The sequence below is a fragment of the Streptomyces sp. NPDC058307 genome (genome assembly GCF_042880295.1).
Classification (GTDB): Bacteria; Actinomycetota; Actinomycetes; order Streptomycetales; family Streptomycetaceae; genus Streptomyces.
Map to the genome: position 1 here is coordinate 106,753 of NZ_JBHVYZ010000004.1, position 20,566 is coordinate 127,318.

The following is a 20,566-nucleotide window of genomic DNA, read 5'->3' on the forward strand; positions in this document are numbered from 1 at the left end:
GTCCGGGGGGCGCTTGGGGGGGGGGGGCCCGCGCGCCTCGCCCCCCGCCCGACTGCCGTTGGGGGCCCCACCGCGTTCTGGGGGCGCGGGGAACTGCGCGACCAGCCACGACGAACCCGCGGCCGCCTACGCCAGCGCGCCCTCCACGGCGGTGACGACCTCGTCGGACTCCGGCTCCGTCTGCGGGGAGAACCTCGCGACAACCGATCCGTCCCGGCCGATCAGGAACTTCTCGAAGTTCCAGCGGATGTCCCCCGCGTGGCCCTCCGAGTCCGCGAAGCCCACGAGCCGCTCGTACAGCGCGTGCCGCCCTTCCCCGTTCACCTCGGCCTTCTCGGTCAGCGGGAAGGTCACGCCGTACGTCGCCGAGCAGAACTCCGCGATCTCCTCGGCGCTGCCGGGCTCCTGGCCCATGAACTGGTTGCAGGGCACGCCGAGGACGGTGAAACCGCGCTCCGCGTACCGCTCCTGGAGCTTCTCCAGGCCGTTGTACTGCGGGGTGAGCCCGCACTTGGAGGCCACGTTCACGATGAGGACGGCCTTGCCGGCGTACTGGGCGAGGTCTGCGGAGCCGCCCGTGAGGGCTCCGATCTCGGTGTCGAGGGGAGAGGAACCATCTGTAGTCGTCATGAGCGGATGCTAACTCCGTCCGGTGAAGCCCCGGCTCCGGTCCCTGCTGCCTCACCAGCACCTCCCCGGCCGCCGGCCGCCCATACAGCACCGACCACCCCGCCCGCCGCCGCTCCGGACCCCTCGCCTCTGCCTGCTCCTCGCGGCGGCCTGCCACGTGGCGTCGGCCCTCGTCACCCACGTGGGCCTCACGCCTCGCCCGCCGCGCTCGGCCGGCCGCCCGTCCTTCTCCGCGACCTGGCGCACCAGGGCCCTCCTGTGGACCTCCCACCCCCGCCGCCTGGCTACCTGGCCTGTCGGCCCCCAACGGCCTGGTCGTGGGCGGCGATTCGCTCTGCATCTCCTACGCCCCCCAGTGGCGCTGTCGGCCGTGGCGGCCGCCGTCGCCTCCGTCGGCTTCGCCGCGAGCCTGGTCCTCCAGGAACGCCTGATGTCGCTCACCCCCGACGACCTCGAGGGCCAGACGCTCGGCCTGCACACCACCGGCATGGTCAGTGTGGGCGGACAGGCCGTTGAAGGCGAGGGGGACCGGGTCGCCGTACCGATGCCTGACGTCCTTCAGGTACGTCTCGGGCACCGGCGGGCGGTAGCCGGGGACGCCCTCACGGCGGCGCAGGACCGTGTCGGCCAGGTAGTAGTACACCCGCTCGTACACCCGCTGTTCCGTTCCGGCAGCGGAGCGTCGCCGTACGGCCAGGGCCACCTTGGCGACATTCGTCCTGCTCGGCAGATACAGCCAGTACCGCGGGGACCGCGCCGACCCGCAACTCGGCACCCGGTGGCGGGTCGGTGGCGGGTCGGTGGCGGGTAGGCGGCGGACGGCAGTCAGGCCACGACCGTGAACAGTCCCGTCTTCTCGCCCAGCTTCGCCAGCGAGACCTTGCCCGGGATGCCGTTGGCGTCGGCGCCGCTGTAGCCCAGGTGGCGCTGCCACTTGGCGTAGGCGGCGACGGTGGTGGTGCCGAAGGAGCCGTCGCCCGCGTAACTCCGGGAGAGATAGCCGAGTTCGGCGAGGGCGGCCTCGGTGAGGTTGGTGCCGGCCATGTAGCTGACGTGGCCCTGCTTGGCCCCGGGGTCGGTCTTCGCGGCCTTGACCAGCCGGGACAGGTCGACGCGGGGCTTTCCCGGCTTCGTGGGCTTCGTCGGCTCCGGCTTGCCGGCCCCCGCGGCCAGCTGCTTCTTCACGGCGGCCCGGAAGTCGTCCATGTCGAAGCTCGGGTCGATCTTCCCGGGCTGGCACTCCTTGTGCCCGGCGACGGACTTCTCGCTCCAGCCGTGCGCCCGGCAGATCGCCGCCGCCCACAGCACGGCCTGCCGGTACTGCGCTGTCGGGTAGGGGTCGCCGCTCTTGCCGAGGTTCTCGATCTCCAGGCCGTACAGACAGTCGTTGCCGTCGGCACTGGCCGCGTCGTCGTGGGGGAGCGGCTTCTCGTCGCGGAGCGCGTTGAGGACATCGATGTCGGCGTAACCCGCGTGGTTGGTACGGCCGTTGCCGATCATCCACAGTCCGGCGGTCTTGCCGAGCCAGGCGTGGCACAGCGGTCCCGGCAGGTCGGATCTGCCCTTGTAGCAGAGCTCCTTGTCGTTGTGGCCGCCGGTGTGGTGGATCAGCACCCCGATGACGGGTCCGAAGGACTTCCCGGACGCCGCGTCGCGGTTGTGGGTCTTCCAGCCGGCGTGCTCGTGCACGGTGAGGCCCTCGGCCTTCAGCGCGGCGAGCATCTTCGCGGCGGACAGGGGTGTGGCCATGGCTGCGATTCCCTCCGGGTGTGCGACGAAAAGGCGTCAAGTAGCGCTTCGTTGTTGTCAGTTGACGTTCCGTTGGCACTCGGTGGGACGTGCCGCTGCCCATGATTGCGGCAACTTCGCGCCTCGCGGGGGTAATCACAGGATTCACAGCCGAACAGGGACCGCGTCGGGCGCGGCAGCCCACTTGCTCGGCTGCCGCGCACCGGGTCAGCTCGCGGTGCAGGAGACCGTGGGCCAGGTCCAGTTGCCGTTGTGCTGGATGGTCAGGCCCCAGTTGTTGCCGCTGCCGTTGGGTTTGGCGGTCAGTACCTGGGCGCTGGGGAAGGTGGCGTTGACGTTCCAGGTGGAGAGGACCTTCGCCGGGGAGGGGATGTTCAGGGTGACGGTCCAGTTGCTGGATCCGGTGACGGCGACGTTGAGGTTGTAGCGGTCGCTCCACTGCTGGCCGGCGGACAGCGTCGCGGAACAACTGCTGCCGCCACCGCCACCGCCACCGCCACCGCCACCGCCACCGCCACCTCCGCCCCCACCGCCGCCGTCGGGGGCGACGGCGCGGCCGGTCGTCGGGGAGATCATGCCGGAGCACAGGCCCTTGGCGGCGAGCGTCTGCGCGATGCGCGGAATCGCGGCGAGCGTGTTGGCGGGCCAGTCGTGCATGAGGACGACCTGGCCGTTGGTGAGCCGGCCGACCGCCTGGACGATCGCGTCGGTGCTCGCGTTGTTCCAGTCCTGCGAGTCGACGTCCCAGATGATCTCGGTGAGGCCGTACTTGGCCTCGACGGCCTTCACCGTCGCGTTGGTCTCGCCGTACGGCGGCCGGAACAGCTTCGGTGTGCCGCCGCCCGCGTTGGCGATCGCCTGCTGGGTGCGGGAGATCTCCGAGTCGACCGTGGCCTGGCTCTGCTGGGTGAGGTGCGGGTGGGTGTAGCTGTGGTTGCCGACCCACATGCCGGCGTCGACCTGGGCCCGGACCAGGGCGGGGTTGGCGGCCGCGTACTGGCCCTCGTTGAACATCGTGGCCCGCAGGCCGTTCTGCTTGAGCGCGTTGAGCAGCGAGTTGGTGGTGCTGCCCGGGCCGTCGTCGAAGGTGAGCCCGACATAGCCGTTGCAGGTGGCGGCCTGCGCCGGGGTGCTGTCGTGGACGGCGAGGGTGCCGGCGGCGGCCAGTGCGGCGGCGGCGAGTAAGGAGAGGTGGGTTCTGGCTTTCATCGTTCTGGGCTTGGTCGTTCCGGCTTTCATGAGGAATGCTCCTCCGGCTTGGCGGGTGCGGGTGCGGGTGCGGGTGCTGTGTGGCTGACCTGGGGCGTCAACTCGCGGTGCAGGAGGCTGTGGGCCAGGTCCAGTTGCCGTTGTGCTGGATGGTCAGGCCCCAGTTGTTGCCGCTGCCGTTGGGTTTGGCGGTCAGTACCTGGGCGCTGGGGAAGGTGGTGCCGGCGTTCCAGGTGGAGAGGACCTTCGCCGGGGAGGGGATGTTCAGGGTGACGGTCCAGTTGCTGGATCCGGTGACGGCGACGTTGAGGTTGTAGCGGTCGCTCCACTGCTGGCCGGCGGACAGTGTCGCGGAGCAACTGCTGCCGCCACCGCCGCCACCGCCACCACCGCCCGAACCGGCGCCGTCCACCGTGATGTTGGAGTTGCCGCTGCTCTGGTATCCCTCGGTGGCGAGGATCATGTAGTAGTTGAAGCTGCCGAGGCGCATCCCGGCCCGGGCCCAGGCGTCGAAGTGGTTGCCCGTGGTGATGGTCCCGCCGGTGCGCCTGGACTGCCGGACGCTCCAGTACTGGTCGAAGGTCTTGTTGCCCTCGACGGACGGGGCGTTGTAGCGCGTCGTCTTGTAGATGTCGTACGTACCGCCGTCGCTGTTGACGGTGCCCATGAAGGTCCCGGTGGGCCGGTAGGTGCCCCAGTTGTCGACGATGTAGTACTCCACGAGCGGATTCGACGTCCAGCCGTAGAGGGACAGGTAGGCGTTGCCGGACGGGTTGAAGCTGCCCGAGTAGGTCACGGTGCGGCGCCCGCCGTTGCTCCAGCCCTTCCCCGCCACGAAGTTGCCGGTGTTGTTCCACGAGGTGCTGTAGTTGCCGCCGGAGCCCAGGTTCATGGACACCGTGCCCTGGCTGTCCGTCCAGAACGAGTAGTAGCCGTTGTTGGTTCCGGTCTGGTTCGTCGTGATGACCGTGTCGGCGCTGGCGGTACCGGGCAGTGCCAGTGCCGCGGCGATCACCAGCAGCATCGTGCACATGCTGCCGGTCACCAGCCGGAACCGTGCGAGTGCGTTTTTCATGTGCGTGTCCTCCTCGTCGTCGCAAGGCTGACTTGTCAACGGCGAGTGTTGGTCTGCCCCTGTCAACTGTCAACAGTTTCGACAAATAATTCGAAAGGTTCGTCAGGCTGTGAGCTGCGGAAGAGGATCAATCAACAGGAGAATCTGGGGTTGGCGAGCGAAATAGTTCGAGCATCTTCTTCGAATGTTTCGAGCTCTTTCCGGACCATCGCTGACCTGTTCGTTGCCCTGTACAAAAACGCCTGAGGGCGGCCCCCGGTCGCCGGGAGCCGCCCTCAGATGTTTGTGTGATTCAGTCCGTAGAACAGAAACGGCAAGGAGGTCGCCGACTCCTTGCCACTTTCAACGTATAGCGTACCGGGGGGCTTGCGGCAAGGCCCCGGGGTGGGCGCACACTTACCGGCCGTACCCGAAACCGGAGCTGCTGACTTGAATTCCCTGCCCACGAGCGTGTTCGATCTCCCGGACCGCCTCGCCGCCAAGGCCGCCCCCGCGCTGATCGCCGCCGACGAACGGCATTTCGCGGCCATCGCCGCATGCCTGGAGCAGACGATCGCCGAACTGTCCGCCACCCTCGCCGCCACTCTCCGGGCGCCCGGCGGCATCGGCCAGGAGGCCATGGACCGGGACACGGAGATCCACCGCCTCAGCGCCCGGCTGCGCACCCTGCGCCGCTTCGGCCTGGACCTGTGTCTTGGGCACATGGTCGGCGCGGACGACCCGGAGCCGGTGTACGTCGGACGACTGGGCCTCACCGACAGCGAGGGCCGCAGACTGCTCGTCGACTGGCGTTCCCCCGCCGCCGAGCCGTTCTTCGGGGCCACCCACGCCCGCCCGATGGGGCTGGCCAGCCGCCGCAGGTACCGCTGGAAGAACGGCCGGATCGGCGACTACTGGGACGAGGTGTTCGCCCAGGACGGGTTCGCCGGGCACCACGCCTCACTCGACGACCAGTCCGCCTTCATCGCCAGCCTGGGCAGCGACCGCTCGGAGCGGATGCGGGACGTCCTCGGCACCATCCAGGCCGACCAGGACGCCATCATCCGCGCGGGATCCCGCGGCGCGCTCGTCGTCGACGGCGGCCCCGGCACCGGCAAGACCGTCGTCGCCCTGCACCGCTCCGCCTACCTCCTGCACTCCGACCCGCGCCTCGGACACCGCCGCGGGGGCGTCCTGTTCGTCGGCCCGCACCGGCCCTACCTGGCCTACGTCTCCGACGTCCTGCCCAGTCTCGGCGAGGAGGGCGTGCAGACCTGCGTGCTGCGGGACCTCGTGGCCGAGGGAGCCACGGCAGGGGTCGAGACCGACCCGGAGGTGGCCCGCCTGAAGTCCTCGGCGGAGCTGGTCCGGGCGATCGAGACGGCCGTCCGGTTCTACGAGGAGCCGCCCACCGAGGGCATGACCGTCACCACCCACTGGTCCGACATCCGGCTGACCGCCGCCGACTGGACCGAGGCGTTCGACGCGGCGGAGGGCGCCCCGCACAACGACGCCCGCGACCAGGTCTGGAACGAACTGCTCACCCTCCTCGTGGACAAGCACGAGGGCGACGCCCCGGAACCCCTCCTCCGCAAGTCCCTGCGCCAGAACAGGGAGTTGCTCACCGCGTTCAACCGGGCATGGCCGCTCCTGGAAGCGGCCGACCTGGTCTCGGACCTGTGGACCGTCCCGGCCTATCTGCGGATGTGCGCCCCCTGGCTGGACCGCGACGAGGTACGGGCCCTGCAGCGCCCGGACGGACAGGCCTGGACGGTGTCCGACCTGCCGCTCCTGGACGCGGCACGGCAGCGGCTCGGCGACCCGGAGATCTCCCGCCGCAGGCGCCGCAACGAGACCACCCTCGCCGCCGAACGCGAACGCATGGCCACGGTCGTGGAGAGCCTGAGCGCGGTCGCCGACGACGAGTACGGCATGGGCCTGGTGACGATGCTCCGCGGCGAGGACTTCCACGACGCGCTGGTCGACGAGGCCGCCCTGCACATCGCCGACCCGGACCTGCTCGCCGGACCGTTCGCCCACGTCGTCGTGGACGAGGCACAGGAACTGACCGACGCCGAGTGGCAGATGCTGCTGCTGCGCTGCCCGTCCCGCAGCTTCACCATCGTCGGCGACCGCGCCCAGGCCAGGCACGGGTTCACGGAGTCCTGGCAGGAGAGGCTGGAGCGGGTGGGCCTCGACCGCGTGAACATGGCCTCCCTGAGCATCAACTACCGCACCCCGGAAGAGATCATGAAGGAGGCCGAGCCGGTCATCCGCGCCGCCCTCCCGGACGCCAACGTCCCCACGTCGATCCGCAGCACCGGCATTCCGGTGACCTACGGCCCGGTGACGGACCTGACCGCGCTGCTGGACACCTGGCTCGCGGACCACCCCGAGGGCATCGCCTGCGTCATCGGCGCCCCCGGCTTCGAGCCGACCCCCCGGGTCCGCTCCCTGACCCCGGCCCTGTCGAAGGGCCTCGAATTCGACCTGGTGATCCTCGTGGACCCGCAGAACTTCGGTGCGGGCGTCGAGGGGGCGGTGGACCGGTACGTGGCGATGACCAGGGCGACACAGCGGTTGGTGGTCCTGACGACCAGCGCGACGGCAGCGGGCACGAGCAGGTAAGGGTGAGCCCGGTGATGGCCTCGCGGGTGGCACGGGCAGCACCGGCACCGGCCCCGCCCGGGCTGTCTCCGGGGCACGGTCGACAGCGGCACCCTGCGCAGCAGACCGTCCACCGGCGAATCCCGAACGGCCCGGGCACCCGGAAGACGGCGCCGATCCGGTGCGGTGCCAGGGCTTCGAGCCGCGCCGTCCTTCCCCCGACCACGACATCGCACTGCCTGACGTCATAGCCGGTACGACGACGTCATAGCCAGTACGACGGAGCCCCGCCCCCGCCGGGCCGGGGCTCACGAAACACGGCGGACCCCGGCTCTCACCCGCGCCGGGTGAGGCGGCGGCCGTGGCACCGGCGAACGCTGGGTGCGAGGGCAACGCTCGGCGTGGACAGGCCGCCGGGCAATGCCTGCCCGAACTGGGAGGTTCTCGTGGACAGGTACCCGCCCGTCGCGGAGCACGGCATGGTCGGCGACCTCCAGACCGCCGCTCTGGTGTCGTCCGGCGGAACCATCGACTGGTGGTGCACGCCCCGTTTCGACTCGCCCAGTGTCTTCGCCTCGCTGCTGGACAGCGAACGCGGCGGGCACTGCAGACTTGCCGCGGAGTTCCCGGACGGCGACAGCATGACCGTACGGCAGCTGTATCTGTCCGACACGGCCGTCCTGGTCACCCGGTTCATGGCGCCCGGCGGAGTGGGCGAGGTGGCCGACTTCATGGTGCCCATCGACTCCTCGGCCCCCACGGAAACGCACTGCCTGGTGCGGGTCGTGCGGGTCGTCCGGGGCAGTCTGCCCTTCGCCCTCACCTGCCGGCCGCGCTTCGACTACGGCCGCGCCCCGCACCGGCTCTCACAGACCGACGATCACTCCGTGCTCTTCCACGGCCCGGGGACGGACCTGCATCTGCAGTCCACCCCCGGTGTCGCGCTCCTCGCGGACGGCAACGACGTCACCGCGCGCTTCACCCTGTCGGCCGGCGAGGCGGCCGCAGTAGTGCTGACCAGCACGAAAGGCGGCGATCCCGCCCCACTGCGCCCCACCCTCGACGGGGTCGTCGACACGCTGGAGGCCTGCCGCTCCTTCTGGCAGGAGTGGCTGCGGTCCTGCACCTACCGGGGCCGCTGGCAGGACATGGTGAACCGCTCGGCGATCACGCTCAAGCTGCTCACGTACGCCCCCTCGGGTGCGCCCATCGCCGCCGCCACGATGGGACTGCCGGAACAGATCGGTGGTGAGCGCAACTGGGACTACCGCTACACCTGGATCCGTGACGCGTCACTGTCCGTCAGGGCACTGATCGACCTGGGCTTCCAGGAGGAGGCGAACGCCTTCCGCCGCTGGCTGCGCGCCCGCATCGAGGACAAGGCCTCGGCCACGGCGGACCCTCTGCAGATCATGTACCGGGTCGACGGCGATCCGCACCTCACCGAGGAGACCCTGGACCACCTGGAGGGCTACCTCGGATCCCGCCCGGTCCGCGCGGGCAACGCGGCGGCGGACCAGCTCCAGCTCGACATCTACGGCGAGGCGTCGGACGCGCTCATCGTGGGCGGTGACATCGGTGCGATCCGTGGCTGGAAGGCGCTGAGCGACGTCCTGGACTGGCTCGCCGAGCACTGGGACCAGCCCGACGAGGGGATCTGGGAGACCCGGGGCGGCCGGCAGGACTTCACCTACAGCCGGCTGATGACGTGGGTGGCGTTCGACCGCGGTGTCCGCGCGGCCACCGAGTTCTCCCGCCCGGCCGACGTCGCCCGCTGGACCGCCGCGCGGGACACGGTCTTCCGTCAGATCGTCGAGCGTGGCTGGGACGACAAGCGGCGGGCGTTCGTGCAGCACTACGACACCGACGTCCTGGACGCGTCACTGCTGCTCATGGCCAGGGTCGGCTTCGTCTCACCGCGTGATCCGGACTGGCTGACCACCCTGGACGCCATGGACGAGGAACTGGTCAGCGACAGCCTCGTCTACCGCTACGACCCGAAGGCGTCCCCCGACGGCCTGCGCGGCTCCGAGGGCACCTTCAACCTGTGCAGCTTCTTCTACGTCGAGGCCCTCGCCCGCAGCGGCAGGCTCAACCAGGCCCGGCACGCCTTCGACAAGATGCTCACCTACGCCAACCACGTCGGCCTCTTCGCCGAGGAGATCGGCCCCTCGGGCGAGCAACTCGGCAACTTCCCCCAGGCGTTCACCCACCTCGCGCTGATCACGGCGGCCATGGCGCTCGACGAGGAACTGGACAAGGCCAGGAACGGTCCGCGGCACGGAGGAAACGGACACCACCGCGGGCATCCGGCCACCCATGGCCTCACCGTGCCCGGCACGGCCGGCCACGGGGGCGACCCCCGTGGCTGATCCGGCGGCCGTGCCCGCGCGGCCGACACCGACCCGATACGGACGCGCGCTCGTCGCACTCGCTCTGGCGCAGTTCATCTGCAGCTTCGCCGGTTCCAACATGAGCGTGATGATCAACGACATCAGCCGGGACCTGGACACCACGGTCCAGGGCGTCCAGGTGGTCATCACCGTGTTTCTGCTCGTGATGGCGGCGCTGATGATCCCCGGCGGCAAACTCACCGACCGCTACGGCCGCAAGCGCTGCTTCCTGACCGGTCTCGTCGTCTACGCGGTCGGCGCCGTGCTCAGCGCCGCCGCGCCGGGCCTCGGCGTCCTGATCCTCGGCAACTCGATCCTCGAAGGCATCGGCACCGCGCTGCTCATCCCGCCCGTCTACATCCTCACCACCCTCCTCCACCCGGACGTCACCTCCCGCGCCCGCGCGTTCGGGTTCGTCATGGCACTGGGGGGTGTCGGAGCCGCCGCGGGGCCCCTGATCGGCGGGCTCATCACCACCGCCATCAGCTGGCGCGCGGCCTTCGTCTTCCAGGCCCTGGTGATCGTGGTGATCGTCCTGCTCAGCCGGCGCATGGAGGACCCGCTGCCCCCCGATCCCACCCGCTCCTTCGACACCGCAGGAGCGGTCCTGTCCGCCGTCGGGCTCGTCCTCGTCGTCATGGGCATCCTCGCCGCGGACAACAGCATCTGGCTCATGATCGGCCTGCTGGCCGCCGGAGCACTCGTGCTCTGGTGGTTCTTCCACTCCGTCCGCGTCAAGGAAGCCTCCGGCCGGGAGCCGCTGCTGTCCCTGAGCCTCTTCCGCAACCGCACGTCCAACCTCGGACTCGTCACCCAGAACGTCCAGTGGCTGCTGCTCATGGGCACGTCGTTCACGGTGGCCACCTACCTGCAGACCGTCCGCGGCTACGACGCCGTCGAGACCGGGGTGGTCTTCACCGCGGCCACCCTCGGCCTGCTCGCCTCGTCCCTGTCCGCCGAGCGCCTGGCCCGACGACGCTCCCAGCGCACGCTCGTCATGACGGGCTTCACCGCCTCCGTCGCCGGAGTCGTCGTCCTGATCGTCCTGGCCCGGAGTTTCTCCACCGCCTGGGCCTTCGTCCCCGGCCTCCTGCTCATCGGACTCGGCCTGGGCGTGATGCTGACCCCGTCCGTCAACGTCGTCCAGTCGAGCTTCGGCGAGGAACAGCAGGGAGAGATCTCGGGCCTCTCCCGCAGCGTGTCCAACCTCGGCTCGACCTTCGGCACGGCCATCGCCGGCACCATCCTCGTCGCCGGTCTCAGCAAGGGCGCCTACGCCGTCGCCATGATCACCCTGGCGGCCATCGGCCTCTGCGGCCTGGCCGCGGCGGCACTTCTGCCCCGTCAGGCCGCGGGCAGTTCCTCCGCGGGCAGCCGGCCCACGCGTACCGCGTCGACCAGGGACCGGTAGTCGCGTTCTTTTCCGGAGATTGGGGACATCGTGAAGGACTTCAAGTTCGAGCAGAAGCGCTCGCTCTCACGTCTTGAGGCGGCCGACCAACTCACGGCCCTGGCAGCGGCGTTGAGGGAGGGCGGGGAAGCCGAGCTGGAGCTCGGCCCCGGAACGCTGAGTCTGCGGATACCGGACAACCTCCGCAGTGAGGTGGAGGTCGAGATCGGCAACGGCGAGATCGAGCTGGAGATCGAGTTCAAGTGGCCGACCACACCGACCCGTAGAGCGCCCTCACGGACGGCGACGGACACGGAGAAGGCCACAGGGCGCAAGGACGAGGCCGCCAGTCCCGCTCGGAGCAGTGCGGGCAGCAGCAGGACCAGAGGCGCGAAGCGCTCGGCCGCCAAGACGCCCTGAGCGCGTCCCGCCCGTATGGCCCACCCGGGCGGGCCGTATCGCGGGGAAGTGGCGGACCTGGAGGCAGGCCAGTCCCCCATGAGCCCTGGAGCCCTGGAGCCCTGGAGCCCTGGCGCACGCATGACCAACTCGCCCGAGCCGCCGTGCGCCAGACCGCCTCGGCGGTCCTCATCGTGCTCACCTGCCTCCTCGTGCCGGTCGCCCTTCCCACGGTGTGAGTGCACGACATCGTGCTGGACACAGCGCTGGTCAAGCGGATCACCCCTGCCGCGGATGTGCGGGTGGACAGCGGTCGAGCCGCCTCGGAGATCGCCGCGTAGCTACAGGTGAAGGGGTCACCGCCCCGCGCCGCGCAGGCGGTGAAGGGACTGGGCCCCCAGCTCGACACCGCGGTCGACGGCACGGCAGAGAACCGGTGAGGGCCGTGGCGCTGTCGGTGTGGACGAGGGAACGGTCCTCTCGACGTCGGGGAAGCCGTCGACCAGGTCAAACAGGCACTCGTGGACGCCGGGCTGTCCCCGGCCGCCCACATTCCCGAGGTCGACAAGCAGCTGGTCCTCGTCCAGTCGGACCAGCTGGAGAAGATCCGCAAGGGCGCCCACCTGTTGGACGTGTGTCGCCTGACGGCCGGTCCGAGGGCGAGGGCCCGGGCCGCTCGTCCGTGGGACACCGAAGAGGGCGGGGACAGCGAGCGGCGCGGCCACCGACAGGGCCGCCGAGGGCTCGCAGCGCGCCGGTGTGCGCCAGGGCCCACCACGCATCCCCGACGGCGGCGAGCGCCGGCCCGGCGATGCCGACCAGCGCTCACAGCACGCTCCGCGGACCAGGCGGCAAGGCGAGCCCGTCCCGCGTCCGTCCGCACGGTCGGGCTCGCTCTTCCCGGTCCCCTAGGCCGGCGGCCGCATCCCGTAGGAGTGGTGCTCCTCGGACCGCGGGCGCTCCTCGGACCGCGGGCGCTCCTCGGACAGCGGGCGGTCCTCCGACAGGTCGAAGACGTTGCCGCGCTCGACCACGCACAGGGCCCAGATGATGAAGCCCGAGAGCGCGATCATCACGACCGACCACACCGGGTAGTACGGCAGCGAGAGGAAGTTGGCGATGATGACGAGTCCGGCGATGGCCACCCCCGTGACGCGCGCCCAGGTCGCCGTCCTGAGCAGGCCCATGCTGACGATCACGGCGACCACGCCCAGAGCGAGATGCACCCAGCCCCAGCCGGTCAGGTCGAACTCGAACACGTACTGGCGCGTCGTGACGAAGATGTCGTCATGGGCGATGGCCATGATGCCCCGGAAGATGTCGAGCAGGCCGACGAGGAAGAGCATCACGGCCGCGAAGGCGGTCAGGCCGCTCGCCCATTCCTGCTTCGCCGTGTGAGCCGGCCGGGTGTGTGTGGCGGTCATCTTGCTCCTCGATTCCTGGTGTGCGGATGCTCAGTGACCGTGACCGGTCAGGACCAGTTCCTTGGCCCTGCGGAACTCGTCCTCCGAGATGTCCCCGCGGGCGCGGATCTCGGACAGCTTGGCGAGTTCGTCGATGCTGCTGGGCCGGCTCTGTGCGCCCGCGGTCTCCCTGATGTGGTCGTCGAAGGCCTTCTGCTGTGCGCGCGCCTGGGATATCTCCCGGCGGCCCATGTTCTTGCCGCGGGCGATCACGTAGACGAAGACGCCCAGGAAGGGCAGCACGATGGTGAACACCAGCCAGCCGGCCTTGGCCCAGCCGCTCATCTCGTCGTCGCGGAAGATGTCGACGACGACGCGGAAGAGCAGGACGAACCACATGATCCACAGGAAGAAGACGAGCATGCTCCAGAAGACGCTCAGCAGGGGATAGTCGTACGCCAGATACGTCTGTGCGCTCATGTCTCTACTCCGTTCCGGGCGCTCGCCCGGCCGCCCTTGGGTGCTGTCTCCAGCGTGGGCACGGCCGGGGCCGGATGCCTCACCCGACGCGGGTGAGGCTGCGGGGGACAGCCGCTGTCCGGTACCAGTCGGTGGAGGCGACGTACTCGCCGAGGGCGAGGCCCGAGACGGCCACCAGGAACACGGCGATCAGCCAGGACACGAACGTGAAGACGGGCCCCAGCGGACCGAACTCCCGCAGACTGCGCTCCATGGCCGCGGGTACGAACAGGCCGGCGGCCCAGCTCAGTGCGACCGTGCCCGTGCCCGCCAGCACCGCTCCGGGCAGCAGGTTCCGCCAGCCGATCCGGCCGCCCAGCAGCAGGTGCTGGGACCACCACCACAGGAGCGTCGCCGACAGGAGGGACAGCACCCATCCGGTCACCGCGCCGCCGCCGAATCCGTCGCGCACCGGTGCCTGGACCAGGAGGACGCCCAGCCACACGAGCAGCCAGAGCAGCCAGCGCCAGAACGCGGCCCGCAACGGTGTCCGGGGCAGGTGCCAGCACCGCTCGCAGACCGCTTGCAGCGCCCGGCTGAAGGCCGTGGCCGACGCGAGCGTCACCACCACGCCCACGGCTCCGGCGGCATCCTGTGTGGTGCCGGTGGCGGAGAAGGCGGCGCGTACCTCGTCGAGCGTGTCGCCCCGCACCCCCAGCACCGCGCGGAGGGAGTCGGTCAGCAGGTCCTGCACCCCTTCGGGGGCGAACGCCGCGACGGTCATCAGCAGCGGGAGCGCGGTGATGAAAGCCTGCGCGGCCAGCCGTACGGCGCCCTCGACGACGTTGAGCGCCGACAGGCGGAGAAGCAGCCGGGCCAGTGGACCGGACCGCAGGATCGCCAGGCCCCGTTCCACCGCCGTGTGCCTGGGGGACGCCGGGACGGGCCGGGTTTCCCGGCCCTGGCTCACGGGGCCGCCGTCCGGTCCGTGTGCCTCGCGGCCGGTCCGGCGGCGGCCGAGAGGATCGCCGCCACGAGGCCCGCGACGCGTGCCACCGTTCCCACGGCGGGGTGGTTCCGCAACACCAGCGCCAGCACCGGCGCCAGCATCAGCGCCGGTGCGCCGGCCGCGCCGAGACCACCGGTGGTCCATGCCCGGTGGTCCGTGAGACGGCGTCCGGCGATTCCGGTGTGCGCTCCGGCGCGGGCGGGGCGCGAGGTCGAGGCGCCGGGGGAGTGGGGGGTCGCGACCGGGTTCATGAGTGCGGCGTCAGGTCCGTCAGGTCCGTCTCGGCGGAGGGAGCGCGATGGGTCGTCCCGGACGCGGCCCGCCACGCGAGGGCGGCCACCGCCTCGCCCAGGCCGAGCAGGACGAGCCACAGGCCGAGCAGCCGGGTCAGGGCGTGGGCCGACTCGGCCGGCAGGGCGAGCACCACGATCCCCGCGACGACGGCGAGCACCGCGATGCCCAGGAAGGCGCCACGGTGGGGCAGGTTTTCCGAGGCCACGGCGGTGTAGAGGACGAGGATGCCGGACACCAGCCAGACGACCCCGACGATCAGTGAGAGCGCGGTGATCGTCTGCAGCGGATTCCGCAGGCACAGCACGCCGGCGAGGACGTACAGCACGGACACGAGCAGCCCCGGGAACCGTTCGTGCCCCTCGTGTGCGAAGACGTCCACGAACCGGAAGGCGCCGGTCACCAGCAGGTGCAGACCGATGAGGACCGCCAGGACGTGCAGCGTCGCATCCGGCCAGACCAGTACCAGGACGCCCAGCACGAGGGTCGCGACGGCCGAGGCCAGGAGCCAGGTCCAGGAACGGCCGACCTGACCGAGGACCTGCGCGGAGTCGTCCATCGGGCCGGAGGCCGTCCCGCCCGGCTCGGGTACCTGCCCGGTGCGCGGTGCCGAATGACGCGGCGTGGTCATGGCTCCTCCTCGCGTGATCGAACGGCCCCTTCCGGACCGCCGACGGGGGTGTGTGAGCGGCTGGTGCACGAGCACCTGACGGCTCCAGGGTCCGCCTGTCACCCGGCGTCGGGGTCACCCACCACGGGTGATCCGGCGACGCAGCAGGGGCGGCGAGGTCAGAACTCCCGAAGCCGGCCCGTCAGGTTTCTGCGGCCACCGGGACGGAACGCCCCCGATCCGGGCCGGACGCCGAGTGGCAGCGCAGGCGGCTCCGCCCCCGCCGGAGCGCGGCCGTCGTCGCCGTCGCCCGCGCGGTACTCATCGCCGCCGGCCTCTCACCGCCGCGCTCTCCGAGTTCGCCCAGTCCTACGCCGACCAGAACGAGCGGGACTTCGAGGCACCGTGGACCGCCCACCGCTCCGGCCGGCTCACGGCCGAGCGGCTCCGAGCCGCCGTACGAACCGGTGCCCTCACTCCGGCAGCTGCCGCATCTCCAGGACGCGCAGGCCCAGAGACTGGCAGCGAGCCAGCAGTCCGTACAGGTGCGCTTCGTCCACGACGCGGCCGAACAGGACGGTCTGGCCGGACATCACCACATGGCCCAGCTCCGGAAAGGCCTGGGCCAGCGTTTCCGACAGGTGTCCCTCGACCCGGATCTCGTAGCGCACGAGCTGTCCTCTGTCCTCACTCAGTGTTTCAGGAAGATCTTGAAGGAGATGATCAGCAGACCGAGCAGCAGGTTGATCGCGGCGGTGGCGGCCATGAGGCGAGGTGCGGCACCGGCGCGGCGGGCCGCGGCCACGGACCAGCCCACCTGCCCGGCCACGGCGACGCAGAGAGCCAGCCAGAGGGCGCTGCGGACCTCCATGCCCAGGAGCGGGCTGACGGCCACCGCGGCGGCCGGCGGGACGGCGGCGTTGACGATCGGCCACTCGTCACGGCACGCGTTGAGCACGACCCGGCGGTCGGGAGTCCGTTGCGCCAGGCGCGCCCCGAACAACTGGGCGTGCACATGCGCGAGCCAGAACACCACGCCGGTGAGCAACAGCAGCAGCACCAGCTCGGTGCGCGGGAACTTGCCCAGCGAGCCGGCGCCGATCACCACGGAGGCCGCCAGCATGGAACCGTAGACACCGCCCGTGTAGTCCGCGCGGGCCCGGTGCTCGGCACGTCGCTCCGCACGGGCCGTGGCCGGGCCGGTCCTCGTTCCGGTTCTGGTACTCGGCACCGGTGGCTCCTTCCGGACTCGGCTGGTCGAACTCCGCCGACCTTCCCATCGCATCCGAAGCGCACGCCCTGTGCCTCACCCGCCACGGGGGAGAGGACGGGTCGGTTCCGTCCCCGACGAGGCCGTCGGCCGCATGAAGACGAGTCCGAAAAGGGGGACAATCGACCATCAACCATCAACAGCCCTCCCCCGAGCGCTCGCTGCTGGCGTCGGTCGTCAGGGATCCCGGACACCTCCCCGAACTCCTCGCCGACTTCGCTGTCCGCAGCGTCGGCCCGGCCGTGCCCGGAGCGATCGCCGCACTACGGCGCGATCACCCCACCGCCACGGATGCGGAACTCCGGGCCCGGGTGATCGCCCGCGGCCACACGACCGTCGTAGCGGAGGGCGCCCTCGTGGGCGGCCCGTTCCTCGTCCTCATTCCCCTCGCGTTCTGTGCCGCGCTGCTCCGCCAGGCCCGCACGGTCCTGGAGCTGGCCGCCCTCGACGGCCGCGACCCCACGGCGGACACCCGCGCCGCGGAACTCCTCGTCCTGCAGGGCGCGTACGAGGACACCCGGCAGGCACAGCACGCGCTCACCCGCACCGGGCGCGCCGCCGGCCCGCTCACGCGCTGGAAGCGGTGGGTGGCCCTGTGGGAGGTCACCCTGCGCATGGCCCACCTCCTCGGCCTGCTCACGCCGGGCAGGGGGGACCACGACGCGGGCCGACGTGTACGCCGGGTGGCCGTCCAGGCCTGGCGGTGGCTGCTCCTCGGCGTGGTCCTCGTGGTCGGACTGGTCGCCCCCCTCGTCTGGCTCCCGTACATGGCCATGACCTACCGGCGCACCGACGCCCGCCTGGCAGAGCGTGTCCTCGCCTACTACTTCGCCGACACCGCACCCGTCTCGCGCCACCGGACCTCCCGCCTCGAACCGGAAGTGATCGCGGCCGCGCTCCGCGCGCTCCTCTCCCTCCTCGTTCCGCTCGTCCTGACCGCCGTGACCTTTCTGACCGGCCTGCGCATCGCCGACAGCCGGTGGCCGGTCCTCGGCATCGTCCTGGCCGCGGCGTCCGCAGCGGTGGGCGCGCTCTGGTACTGGCGCCGCCACCGGCGCCATTGACCGTCCTGAGCCGGCCGTCCTGAGCCGGCCGTCCTGAGATGTGTGTCCTGAGATGTGTGTCCTGCGCCGGCCCTCCTGAGATGACCGCGCCGCGCAACCCGCGCGTTCACAGCAGCCCGAGTTCGCGGGCGCGGCGCACCGCGTCGCTGCGCCGGTTCACCGCCATCTTCCGGTACACGCTCTTGAGGTGGGTCTTCACCGTGTTCACCGACACGTAGAGGTCGGCGGCGATCTCCTCCGTGGACATCATCCGGGACAGCCGCTCCAGGACGTCGCACTCACGTCCGCTCAACTCCACCGCGACAAGCGGCGAGGGCGGCGCCCCGGGGGCGGGCTGTTCCCCTCGTCCTGGCGCACGGGGCGTGAGCCAGCCGCCGGCCAGCTCGTCCAGCGGAGCCGTGGCCAGAAGAGGCCGGATCCACGCTCCGGCCTCCAGGAACGGACGCCGCAGCCGCTCGCGGCGGGCGTCGAGGAGCGCCTGTGCCACGAGTCTGCGGGCGGAGACGGTGTCTCCCGCCCCCGCCGCGGCCTGAGCCCTCACCAGCGCGGCCCGCACGGTCACCGCCGGACCCGTGCCGCCTTGCGTGTGGATGTCGTCGAGCAGGCCGAGGGCCGTGTCGGTACGCCCGGCGGCGAGCTGGATCGCCGCGGCCTCCACCACACACGCCGGCTGGTCGCCGGACACGCCCTGGAGTACCTCGGCTGCTTCGTCCGCCCGCCCTTCGGCCAGGTGAGCGGCGGACGCGATGAGCGCCTCATGGCTTGTCGCCCAGGGCGAGACCACCGCGGCGCAGACGGCCGGCTCCGCCGCCTCGACGGCGGCTCGCACCCGGCCTCTGGCCAGCAGCAGACGGGCGGTGGCGAGGGCTCGTCCCGCCGACGGCACCGGGTCACGGGCTCCCGACGGGACGGCCGCATCGTCGAGGAGGACCTGGGCCCGGTCCAGCTCGTCACGGTCGACGGCCACGGCCGCCAGGACCAGCGTCTCGATGCCCGAACCCGGCGGCTGGGACAAGCCGAAGCGCTCCGTCTCGGACACCGCCGCCAGAGCCTTGCGCTCCGCCCGGGCGGGCCAGCCGTTCAGATAGTCGAGCAGGGCCAGGTGCGCCATCGACTCCTCCCGGGGCAGCAGGGTGGACGCTGCTCCGGGCATGCCAAGGACGGTGGTGAAGGCGGTGCGCGCATCCTCGAAACGCCCGGCCCACAGGCGCGCCGACCCCAGATGCGTCAGCAGCAGAGCGGAGATCTCGGGGTGTTTGTCCAGGAGCTGCGACGGTACGTCCGGCCGGAGCCCGGCGGCCGACTCGGCGGCCGACTCAGCCCGTGGCGGACATCCGGTCAGCCGGGCGGCCAGCGCCTCCAGGAGCGCACAGCTCAGCTGGGCGGGCGCCAGGCCGGGCGCGTCGTCGGCGGCGAGCTGCTTCCCGGCGCGGCGCAGTCGGGGCAGACCACGGTCCAGGTCGCGCCGGGACAGGTCGTGGGCCGCGCGTACGAGGTCCGTCGCCGGACTCCGGGCTTCCGGCCCCATCCGTGAGAACAGCCGGTCCAGGTCACCCGAGTACAGCCCGTCGAAGAGCTGTCCGATCGCCAGGTCGTCGATGAAGGCACTGGCGGTGAACTCCCAGTCGCCCGCGGCGGCGCCGTGGACGAGCGTCTCCGGCAGGTGTCCGGAACCGCGCAGCCAGTGCGCGGCCCGCCGGTGGAGTTCCGGCTCCACGCCGGGCAGGCGCTCGCGCAGGTGGACCCGGAGGATCTCCCCGAACAACGGGTGGAGCTGGTACCAGGAGTGCCCGAGGTGCTCGACGAACGCGTTGTCGCGGTGCAGCCCGGCGAGAACGGGTCCGGCATCGGCCCGCAGGGTCAGCGCGTCGGCCAGATCGGGACAGAAACGGTCCAGGACGCTGACGCGCAGCAGCAGGTCCTGCGTCTCCTCCGGCTGTCCCTTGAGAACCTCGGCCAGCAGGAAGTCCGCGACCGTACTGCGGTCCGCCTCGAACTCCTTCAGATACAGCTCCGGGTCGGCACTCTCCCGAGCGGCCAGGGCCGACAGACGCAGGCCGGCGGCCCAGCCGCGGGTACGGTCCACCAGGGCACCGGCGGCGGAGCGCGGAAGGCTCAGACCGTGCAGCTCGAGAAGCGTGACCGCCTCGTCCGCAGTGAAGGCGAGCTCGACGGTGCGGATCTCCGTCAGCTCCTCGGACGCCCGGTAACGGTGCAGCGGGAGCAGCGGTTCGGTGCGGGCGACGATGACGAGGCGCAGCCCCCGCCCGGCGTGGTGCAGGACGAACTCCAGTTGCTCCGCGACCTCCGGAGCGGTCACCCGGTCGTACTCGTCGAGCACGAGGACCACGGGCCGGTCGCGGGCGTTCAGTTCGGCGGCGAGCGCGGCCAGTCGCTTCTGGTCCACTTCGCTCGCGTCCGCCGGAGTCCCGATCCCGTCGGCCGCCAGCGCACCACAAGCGCGCAGCGCCTGAAGGACGTACGCCCAGAACACCCCCGGACGCCGGTCCCCGGACTCCACGGTGAGCCAGGCGACCGGCGGCGGCAGTCCGTCGGTCGCCGGTCGCCGCAGCCCGTCGGCCCAGTCCGCCGCCAGCAGGGTCTTGCCGGCCCCGGCCACCCCGTTGAGCAGGGTCAACGGCGTCCCGAGAGCCTGGTCGAGGTGGTCGAGGAGCCGCTGCCGCCGCAGGAAGGTGTCGGGCCGCGCGGGGAGGGCGAACCGGGTGCGCAGGAACGGGTCTCCCAGCGGGTCGGCGTACGGAACCGCCGGAACGATCGGGAACGCCGCTTCTCCGGCGTTCCCATAGGGCTCGGCCACCGCGCTCACCATCCCTGTGAGGTGTGCTGAGGCGTGCTGCTCAGGTCAGGACCCAGTCGGCCGGCAGGGCGGGCCGGAAAGCGTGGAGGGTGTCATCACCGGGCTGGATGACGCCGTAGCTGCTCTCCGGCACCTCGTTCCAGGCGCCGGAAAGGGCGCCCAGCGGTTCGGACACGACGAGGCGGGTCTCGTCGGAGACGTCCCGCAGAAA

The 20,566-nt window shown here is 71.2% G+C and carries 18 protein-coding genes and 1 pseudogene; 5 read left to right on the plus strand and 14 right to left on the minus strand.

The genetic code is table 11. From position 1 onward, the window contains the following. Positions 1 to 126: 126 nt before the first annotated feature. The 5 genes from ACFVYN_RS04810 to ACFVYN_RS04830 form a co-directional block, all read right to left on the minus strand. Positions 127 to 630, minus strand: a complete 504-nt coding sequence (locus ACFVYN_RS04810; protein ID WP_389992527.1) for a glutathione peroxidase — start codon at positions 628 to 630, stop codon at positions 127 to 129. Between the two features lie 343 nt (positions 631 to 973). Next, positions 974 to 1,405 carry a hypothetical protein gene (locus ACFVYN_RS04815; protein WP_389992529.1) on the minus strand — a complete coding sequence of 144 codons (432 nt, stop codon included), beginning with the start codon at positions 1,403 to 1,405 and terminating at the stop codon, positions 974 to 976. A gap of 50 nt (positions 1,406 to 1,455) precedes the next feature. After that, positions 1,456 to 2,379, minus strand: a complete 924-nt coding sequence (locus ACFVYN_RS04820) for an N-acetylmuramoyl-L-alanine amidase (protein ID WP_389992532.1) — start codon at positions 2,377 to 2,379, stop codon at positions 1,456 to 1,458. Between the two features lie 207 nt (positions 2,380 to 2,586). Then, positions 2,587 to 3,588 (minus strand): polysaccharide deacetylase family protein, encoded by a 1,002-nt coding sequence (locus tag ACFVYN_RS04825; RefSeq protein WP_389992534.1) that lies wholly within the window; start codon positions 3,586 to 3,588, stop codon positions 2,587 to 2,589. Positions 3,589 to 3,685: 97 nt separating this feature from the next. Continuing rightward, on the minus strand, positions 3,686 to 4,621 hold the full coding sequence (locus tag ACFVYN_RS04830) for a glycoside hydrolase family 11 protein (protein WP_389992841.1): 936 nt from the start codon (positions 4,619 to 4,621) through the stop codon (positions 3,686 to 3,688). Positions 4,622 to 5,092: 471 nt separating this feature from the next. Between ACFVYN_RS04830 and helR the strand changes: the two genes are divergently transcribed. From helR to ACFVYN_RS04850, 4 genes are all read left to right on the plus strand, one after another. Continuing rightward, positions 5,093 to 7,270 (plus strand): RNA polymerase recycling motor ATPase HelR, encoded by a 2,178-nt coding sequence (gene helR, locus ACFVYN_RS04835; RefSeq protein WP_389992537.1) that lies wholly within the window; start codon positions 5,093 to 5,095, stop codon positions 7,268 to 7,270. 425 nt (positions 7,271 to 7,695) lie between these two features. Beyond that, the gene (locus ACFVYN_RS04840; RefSeq protein WP_389992540.1) at positions 7,696 to 9,621 is read left to right on the plus strand and encodes a glycoside hydrolase family 15 protein; all 1,926 of its coding nucleotides are present in this window, start codon (positions 7,696 to 7,698) and stop codon (positions 9,619 to 9,621) included. After that, the gene (locus tag ACFVYN_RS04845; protein ID WP_389992543.1) at positions 9,569 to 11,053 is read left to right on the plus strand and encodes an MFS transporter; all 1,485 of its coding nucleotides are present in this window, start codon (positions 9,569 to 9,571) and stop codon (positions 11,051 to 11,053) included. Before ACFVYN_RS04840 ends, ACFVYN_RS04845 begins: the two co-directional genes overlap by 53 nt. Positions 11,054 to 11,083: 30 nt before the next feature. After that, complete coding sequence (locus tag ACFVYN_RS04850; RefSeq protein WP_389992546.1) at positions 11,084 to 11,452, plus strand: amphi-Trp domain-containing protein; 369 nt, start codon at positions 11,084 to 11,086, stop codon at positions 11,450 to 11,452. Positions 11,453 to 12,339: 887 nt separating this feature from the next. On the opposite strand, the gene ACFVYN_RS04855 is transcribed toward ACFVYN_RS04850, so the two are convergent. The 7 genes from ACFVYN_RS04855 to ACFVYN_RS04885 form a co-directional block, all read right to left on the minus strand. Further along, positions 12,340 to 12,855, minus strand: coding sequence for a hypothetical protein (locus ACFVYN_RS04855; protein WP_389992549.1), 516 nt, complete (start codon positions 12,853 to 12,855; stop codon positions 12,340 to 12,342). Positions 12,856 to 12,885: 30 nt separating this feature from the next. Next, positions 12,886 to 13,314, minus strand: a complete 429-nt coding sequence (locus ACFVYN_RS04860) for an SHOCT domain-containing protein (protein ID WP_389992551.1) — start codon at positions 13,312 to 13,314, stop codon at positions 12,886 to 12,888. A gap of 79 nt (positions 13,315 to 13,393) precedes the next feature. Continuing rightward, positions 13,394 to 14,209 (minus strand): YhjD/YihY/BrkB family envelope integrity protein, encoded by an 816-nt coding sequence (locus ACFVYN_RS04865; RefSeq protein WP_389992553.1) that lies wholly within the window; start codon positions 14,207 to 14,209, stop codon positions 13,394 to 13,396. Between the two features lie 50 nt (positions 14,210 to 14,259). Next, positions 14,260 to 14,553, minus strand: a complete 294-nt coding sequence (locus ACFVYN_RS04870) for a hypothetical protein (protein ID WP_389992555.1) — start codon at positions 14,551 to 14,553, stop codon at positions 14,260 to 14,262. Continuing rightward, a complete protein-coding gene (locus ACFVYN_RS04875) occupies positions 14,550 to 15,224 on the minus strand; it encodes an HdeD family acid-resistance protein (RefSeq protein ID WP_389992558.1) in 675 nt (224 codons plus the stop codon). Before ACFVYN_RS04875 ends, ACFVYN_RS04870 begins: the two co-directional genes overlap by 4 nt. Positions 15,225 to 15,676: 452 nt before the next feature. Next, positions 15,677 to 15,874 (minus strand): hypothetical protein, encoded by a 198-nt coding sequence (locus ACFVYN_RS04880; RefSeq protein WP_389992561.1) that lies wholly within the window; start codon positions 15,872 to 15,874, stop codon positions 15,677 to 15,679. A gap of 20 nt (positions 15,875 to 15,894) precedes the next feature. Then, complete coding sequence (locus ACFVYN_RS04885; protein ID WP_389992563.1) at positions 15,895 to 16,434, minus strand: hypothetical protein; 540 nt, start codon at positions 16,432 to 16,434, stop codon at positions 15,895 to 15,897. A gap of 281 nt (positions 16,435 to 16,715) precedes the next feature. Here ACFVYN_RS04885 and ACFVYN_RS04890 point away from each other — a divergent pair, with 281 nt between their 5' ends. Further along, positions 16,716 to 17,537 (plus strand): hypothetical protein, encoded by an 822-nt coding sequence (locus tag ACFVYN_RS04890; protein ID WP_389992566.1) that lies wholly within the window; start codon positions 16,716 to 16,718, stop codon positions 17,535 to 17,537. Between the two features lie 106 nt (positions 17,538 to 17,643). On the opposite strand, the gene ACFVYN_RS04895 is transcribed toward ACFVYN_RS04890, so the two are convergent. Together ACFVYN_RS04895 and ACFVYN_RS04900 are read right to left on the minus strand one after the other, a co-directional pair. Beyond that, entirely contained in the window at positions 17,644 to 20,367 is a 2,724-nt protein-coding gene (locus tag ACFVYN_RS04895) for a LuxR C-terminal-related transcriptional regulator (protein ID WP_389992568.1), read from the minus strand. Positions 20,368 to 20,395: 28 nt separating this feature from the next. Further along, positions 20,396 to 20,566, minus strand: a pseudogene (locus ACFVYN_RS04900) (class II glutamine amidotransferase); the annotation flags it as partial.

Excerpts from the sequence above, each read along its gene's own strand:
- ACFVYN_RS04810 (WP_389992527.1), bottom strand. The coding sequence starts at position 630 with ATGACGACTACAGATGGTTCCTCTCCCCTCGACACCGAGATCGGAGCC.
- ACFVYN_RS04820 (WP_389992532.1), bottom strand. The coding sequence starts at position 2,379 with ATGGCCACACCCCTGTCCGCCGCGAAGATGCTCGCCGCGCTGAAGGCC.
- ACFVYN_RS04825 (WP_389992534.1), bottom strand. The coding sequence starts at position 3,588 with ATGAAAGCCAGAACCCACCTCTCCTTACTCGCCGCCGCCGCACTGGCC.
- ACFVYN_RS04830 (WP_389992841.1), bottom strand. The coding sequence starts at position 4,621 with ATGTGCACGATGCTGCTGGTGATCGCCGCGGCACTGGCACTGCCCGGT.
- ACFVYN_RS04845 (WP_389992543.1), top strand. The coding sequence starts at position 9,569 with ATGGCCTCACCGTGCCCGGCACGGCCGGCCACGGGGGCGACCCCCGTG.
- ACFVYN_RS04855 (WP_389992549.1), bottom strand. The coding sequence starts at position 12,855 with ATGACCGCCACACACACCCGGCCGGCTCACACGGCGAAGCAGGAATGG.
- ACFVYN_RS04860 (WP_389992551.1), bottom strand. The coding sequence starts at position 13,314 with ATGAGCGCACAGACGTATCTGGCGTACGACTATCCCCTGCTGAGCGTC.
- ACFVYN_RS04870 (WP_389992555.1), bottom strand. The coding sequence starts at position 14,553 with ATGAACCCGGTCGCGACCCCCCACTCCCCCGGCGCCTCGACCTCGCGC.
- ACFVYN_RS04875 (WP_389992558.1), bottom strand. The coding sequence starts at position 15,224 with ATGACCACGCCGCGTCATTCGGCACCGCGCACCGGGCAGGTACCCGAG.
- ACFVYN_RS04895 (WP_389992568.1), bottom strand. The coding sequence starts at position 20,367 with ATGGTGAGCGCGGTGGCCGAGCCCTATGGGAACGCCGGAGAAGCGGCG.